Consider the following 6333-nt stretch of genomic DNA (forward strand, 5'->3'; position numbering starts at 1 on the left):
CTTTGGCTGGCATATTTTTTTTGTTCTTCGGATTTCCTATTTTAATTATACCCTATTTAAATGCCGAACAGCTTATTCGAGTTAAGTCTTCACCTCAGTACAACAACCAGCCATTGACCCAATAACCGCCAGACAAAGTGAAACACCATAAAATACCCCGGATGTTCCGGCGCAGAGTTTGGCTTCTCTGCTTGAGCCAAGACACCTTCATGAGCTGATGGAAGATGACGCCCACCAGCTAGTTCACGAGAGAGAACAGAACTAGGACAAGGCTGACCTCAGCCAAGATGATTAAGATAGACACCCTGATTCGGGTTGATGGTTTATTGTTGATTGTTCATTGTACTCGCGAAGGCTCAAGACAGCTAGGAGTCAATCATGGAAAGACTTTCAAGCTTTGTAAAGAAATATTACGAGAAATTTATTAAAAAATATTGCCATTGTCTTGAAAGAATTGCTAATGTATGCGTAATGAGTCGTTTCTGGTAGAAGCTCGTCTAGAGGAGGCTAATTGCATAAACACTGCGTTTATTTTGGCTGTCAGGTGGTTGGCTAATTTGGCTAATTACCGACCGGATAGTTCTGGGATACTCGATCAACAATTAACGCTTCCACATTCACCGAGTTCCTTTGCAGAACTATCATTACGATTCACTCTTTGTAGATACAGCATGACTGGAGATCATGTTCGACTCACGGGTCAGCTTTTCATAGAACCCGTTTAATCCAAAGATTTGATCACTGTTTCACCACCAACTAATTCGCCAGTTCATTCAAAAAATGGCGAAGGGTGAAATATTTCCTACTCTTCAATGTTTTAGTGCAACCACAGAAATAAGTTCTGATTACTTATGTCTCATCTCATGCTGAGGCGGTTAGGAGGAGTTATATACCCCTGAGCATGAATAATCGGAAAAAGCCGAGTGAGACTCAACAAGATTGAGGTTTTTGCCATGAATATTCAAGGAAAGACTGCTTTGGTTACCGGAGCATCGCGGGGAATTGGGCGTGCGATCGCACTCGAACTCGCCAGAGTTGGCGTTAAGCGCCTAATTTTAGTCGCACGCGATCGCCAACGTTTAGCAGCCGTGGCGACGGAGATTGAAAATTTAGGAGTCGAAGTCGCTATTTTGGCGTTAGATTTAACCCAACTTGTAGAAGTCAATGTGGCAATTGCTCGCGCTTGGCGCACTTACGGACCTGTTCACATCTTGGTTAACTGTGCAGGAATTGCCCACCAAACTCCCTTTTTGAGAGCTAAACTGCCTCAGATGCAGGAGGAGCTTGCCATTAACTTGATGGGATTATACACGATTACCCGTCTACTTGCCAAACGGATGGCAGCTCAACGCCAAGGAATCATTATTAACGTCTCCAGTTTAATGGGTAAAGTCGCCGCGCCGACGATGGCGACGTATTCCGCCACCAAGTTTGCGATTTTAGGCTTCACTCAAGCGTTGCGGGGCGAACTAGCACCCTATAATATCCGGGTGATTGCCTTGCTCCCCTCTCTCACGGATACTGATATGGTGCGAGGTTTACAGCTATTCCGCTGGGTCATGCCAATGACACCTGAGCAGGTAGCCAAAGCCCTAGTCACGGGACTGCAAAAAGATTCACCAGAAATCCTGGTGGGATGGCAAAGTCATTTAGCCGTGTGGTGTAGTCGGATTGCGCCATGGCTGATGGAGAAGGTATTAAAAATGGCGGCGCCTGTGTCCCGAACGGGTGCATTACCCCCTGTGGTTCCCAGCCATCATTGATGTAACCGATGATATAGATTCCCGATTTCTCCAAGAAATCGGGGATCGGGTTGGTGAAGTGTGAGGTATGATTCAGCGTGACAACACTAATGTGTTAAATGATTGAATGATCGCTGAGTTAGTTAATTGGGTTGACCAATTACAAACAACCTTAAGCCAAATGGAAGCGGCGCTGGAGGTAATCACCGACGCCGTTGTCTTCTTAAATGAAGACCAACAGATCCAGTGGAGCAATAAAGCCTTCTCTAGCTTGGTGAACCGACCACAGGACAACGTTTTCGGCTCAAATTTGATTGACTTGCTACCCCTAATTCAGGCTGGACAATCCGTTGTTCGAGAGTCGTATCCCGATGTGATGACGCGACATGGAGAGTATGAAACCACAGCCTATGAATTTCAGCAAGGCGATCGCTCCTTACTGTTGCAAATCTCTGGACACTCTGTGACAACCCCACAAGGCGCTAGCTCGACTGTGCTAGTTATTCAGAATATTACCCAGCAAAAGCAGGATATCACAGAACGCCAACGGGCAGAAGCCGCCCTAGAAAACTCCCTGTCTCTTCTCTGGGCTATCTTTGAATCGATTCAAGATGGTATTCTGGCGATCGATTATTCAGGCAATATCGTCAGTTACAATCAAAACTTCTTAGAAATGTGGTCTATTCCACCCGAAGTTTTAGCAGAACCCAACCGAGATAAACGGCTCCAGTATCTGGCAAACCAACTCAAAAATCCAGATGAGTTTATCCAGCGAGTCAGGGAATTATACGCCATACCCGAAGCCAGTACCTGCGACTTATTAGAGTTTAAAGATGGCAGAGTATTTGAGCGATACTCCTGCCCTCAGCGTCTGGGAACTGAGGTTGTGGGTAGAGTTTGGAGCTTTCGCGACATTACTGATCGCAAACGAGCCGAAGACGCTTTACAACAGAGTGAATTAAAGTTTCGCACCATTGTTGAAAATGTCAATGACATTATTTTTATGCTCAACTCGGAGGGCGTCTATACCTACGTTTCTCCGAATATCAGCCAAATTTTAGGGTACACCGCTACCGAAATAGAAGGTAAACATTTGACGGCGCTGATACATCCTGACGATCTCCAGATTTGCTATAGCGATTGGCAAAAAACATTGGCATTGGGAAAACAGTCGGGGGCTGAGATGCGAGTCAGACACAAAAACGGAAGCTGGCGCTGGTTGAGTTGTCACACCTCCATCGTCAATAGTCTCAGTGGTGGTGTTGTGCTGCTGGGTGTATCCCGCGATATCACTGAACGCAAGCAAACAGAAGCCGCCCTTGAGCGTCGCGCTCAAGTTGATAGCTTGCTTAGTAGTATTTCCCGACAGTTTATTGATCAAGATGTAGATACAGCGATTAATTTTACCCTGAAAGCGATCGCGCAATTCATCGGCGTCGAACGGAGCTGCATTTTTGAATACTCAGATGATCAGAGTCAGTTTTCTCTCATCTATGAATGGTGTGCTGATGGCATTCAGGGATTATCAAGTCGCGCCCAGGGAACAGCTACTACAATAGTGCCTTGGTTTCACAAGCAAATGCTCAGTAAACAAGTCATAAAACTTTCTAGCCTTGCAGAGCTTCCGGCTGAAGCAGAAGATGAGAAAGAAATGTTTAAAAATGAATCGATTCATTCTGTTGTGGCTGTCCCCACGATTCACTCCGGTAAAGTCGTGGGATTTTTGGGGGTAGATGTTGTCCGCTTCTCTAGAACTTGGAACCAAGACGAGATTAATTTACTCAAACTGTTGGGAGAATTAATAGCCATTGGTCGAGCCAGACATAAAGCCGAACAAGCTCTAGTCGTTGCTAAAGAAACCGCCGTTCGCGAAGCGGTGCGAAGCGCCGAGGCGAACCGGGCGAAGAGTACCTTTCTGGCAAATATGAGCCACGAACTCCGCACACCCCTCAACGCTATTCTAGGTTTTGCCCAACTGATGGAACGAGAGACTACGCTGACACCGTACCAGCGAGAGTCCCTGGCAATCATCAACCGCAGTGGCGAACACTTGCTCAACCTGATTAATGATGTGCTGGAGATGTCCAAAATTGAGGCAGGGCGTACTGTTTTAAATGCGGCTCTGTTTAACCTATATCAGCTATTGCAAAGCCTGCAAGAAATGTTTCAAGTGCGGACACAAGGCAAGCCATTATCGCTCCAGTTTGATATCGCCGCCAATGTACCCGATTATCTGGTCAGTGATGAGGTAAAACTGCGTCAGGTTTTGATTAATCTGTTGGGTAATGCGGTTAAGTTTACCCTGACTGGAAGCGTAACCCTACGAGCATCATTAGCCAGGGATCATTCTGTATTAAAAACTGAACCTAGGGCAAATAATCGGGGCGAACTAACGCTTTATTTTGAAATCGAAGACACCGGGAGAGGGATTGTTCCAGAAGAAATAGAGAACCTGTTTCAGCCATTTGTGCAGACGGGAAATGGCATTCAAGCCAGAGAGGGAACGGGATTGGGACTGGCGATTAGTCGTCAATTTGTCCGGTTGATGGGGGGCGATATTCATGTTACAAGTACAGTGGGTCAGGGATCAACGTTCTGCTTTGATATCCAGGTGACTCTAGCGAATCCACCCGCCGAAGTTGCTCAACCCTCAACACAAAGGCGGGTGATGGGGCTAGCTCCTAACGAATCGAGCTACCGGATTCTGATCGTCGATGACCGAGCCGAGAACCGTGAGCTACTGGCGCAACTCCTGAAATCCGTTGGTTTTGAGACGCGCACAGCAATTGATGGACAAGACGCGATCGCGTCTTGGCAGGAGTGGCATCCTCATTTAATCTGGATGGATATGCGGATACCTGTCATGGATGGGTATGAAGCAACCCAAATTATTAAAGCCAAAGAGCAGGAACAAGGGACAGATACAGGATCAATTTCCATCCCTAAAACGGTGATTATTGCCCTAACTGCCAGTGCTTTTGCCGAACAAAAAGCCCATATTTTAGCCGTAGGTTGCGATGATTTTGTCGGTAAACCTTTTCAGGAACACATAATCTTTGATAAGATGGCTGAACATTTAGGGGTGCAGTATATCTATGGGGAGGAACAGGAGAATTTAGGACAGAGGAAGAAGCTAACCTCCTCGGATTTGACCGTGATGTCTGCTGACTGGATCAAAAAACTCCACCAAGCTGCTCTGGAAGTGGATACGGATCAACTTGTACAACTCATTGAGCAGATTCCTCCCCAACATTTTGCCTTGATAGAAACCCTTACCGAACTGGTGGATAACTTCTGCTTTGATGAAATTTTCCAGCTAACTTAGACTGAAGTTCCCCTTTGACAAATCGCTACACTGTATGAATATCTTGGTAATGGGCGATTTTGCTCTTGGCTTCACTGGGTACATATCAGGCTGACGCCCAATAAATCTAAAGCCTTCCTTTGTACCGGAGTCGGTTCGGTTACCTTGTCAAAGTCGAAATTTACACCTGGGATATTAGACTGAATTCGATTGTTAACAATTGTGCCTAAATCAGCCAACAGGGTTTGAAAGCTATGCACGGGTAAGTTATCGGCTGTCCGTTTCTTTTGGGCTTTAGAAGAAGCTGAATTGCTCTTCGTCGAATGAGTAACAACTCCTTCGCGTAACCCAAGAGCATCTTCCCAATCATCTTCATCAAATAAGATTGGCGCTAAACATCGGCGCATATGCCATTCCACATAGTACGCCAGCATACATAAGAAAACATGAGCTTTGACTCTATCACTGTTACTCCTGATAGATAGGACGCACCTTTAAATCAATGGTTTTATAGCTGCGGAATGCTTGCTCAACTTTGGATAAGCTTTTATAAGCTTTGACCGTCTCTTCGGCTGTCAACGTTTCTTCTGGTACGGAACTTCTCACCACATATAAGCCATCTAATGTGGCTTCTTCATTGATGCTTTCAGTGTTTCTTTGGTAAGAAAAGCTATCGGGAGTTATCTGGATTTTGAAATGTTTCGCCACACCATACTTGTTGATTATTTCACCGACTTTCAGTCCAATTTCTGCTTCACCCCTTAACGGACATCTTTGCCGTGATGTGGCGCTGACTATTTTATCTAATTTCTGCTCCGTGGCTTGTAATAACTCTTCTCGATTTCTTTTTCTTTCTTCAGCTAAGAAGGGATTCCGACAGGCGACTAATCTTTCTCCCGGATAGTCTTCACAGGTAACTTCAGCTAGATCTTTTTCATCAAACAGAGAGAGCTGAATGTACGACTGGTTCACCAGTTTCCGGATTTGGCTTGAACGTAGCGCGGTGATCCAATCTACTCCTGCTGTTTCTTTCAGGTCTTCTCGGATTCTCGCTTGTGTTATCATTCCCCTGTCCCCCACCCAGATTATTTTCTTTAATCCAAACCGAGTGCGGACTTTTTCGATCTGTTGGGTTAATGTACTGGGGTCGGCTGTATTTCCTTCAAATACCTCTACAGAAATCGGACATCCTTGGGCGTTACATAATAAGCCAAATACGATTTGCAGTTTTCCTTTTTTCTTGTCTCTATTATATCCGAATTTTGCCAAAGGACAAGTCTTTCCTTC

General features: G+C 45.5%; 2 protein-coding genes and 1 pseudogene. 2 read left to right on the top strand and 1 reads right to left on the bottom strand.

Annotated elements, in window-relative coordinates; all coding sequences use genetic code 11:
* Nucleotides 1-953 precede the first annotated feature (953 nt).
* Nucleotides 954-1763, top strand: a complete 810-nt coding sequence (locus ACLGGO_RS34765) for an SDR family NAD(P)-dependent oxidoreductase (RefSeq protein ID WP_446334568.1) — start codon at nt 954-956, stop codon at nt 1761-1763.
* A 106-nt stretch (nt 1764-1869) separates the two neighbouring features.
* Nucleotides 1870-5067 carry a PAS domain S-box protein gene (locus tag ACLGGO_RS34770; RefSeq protein ID WP_446422736.1) on the top strand — a complete coding sequence of 1066 codons (3198 nt, stop codon included), beginning with the start codon at nt 1870-1872 and terminating at the stop codon, nt 5065-5067.
* 71 nt (nt 5068-5138) lie between these two features.
* Here ACLGGO_RS34770 and ACLGGO_RS34775 read toward each other — a convergent pair.
* Nucleotides 5139-6333: pseudogene (locus ACLGGO_RS34775) on the bottom strand (IS1634 family transposase); the annotation flags it as partial.

Source organism: Coleofasciculus sp. (assembly GCF_046565525.1).
GTDB lineage: Bacteria > Cyanobacteriota > Cyanobacteriia > Cyanobacteriales > Coleofasciculaceae > Coleofasciculus.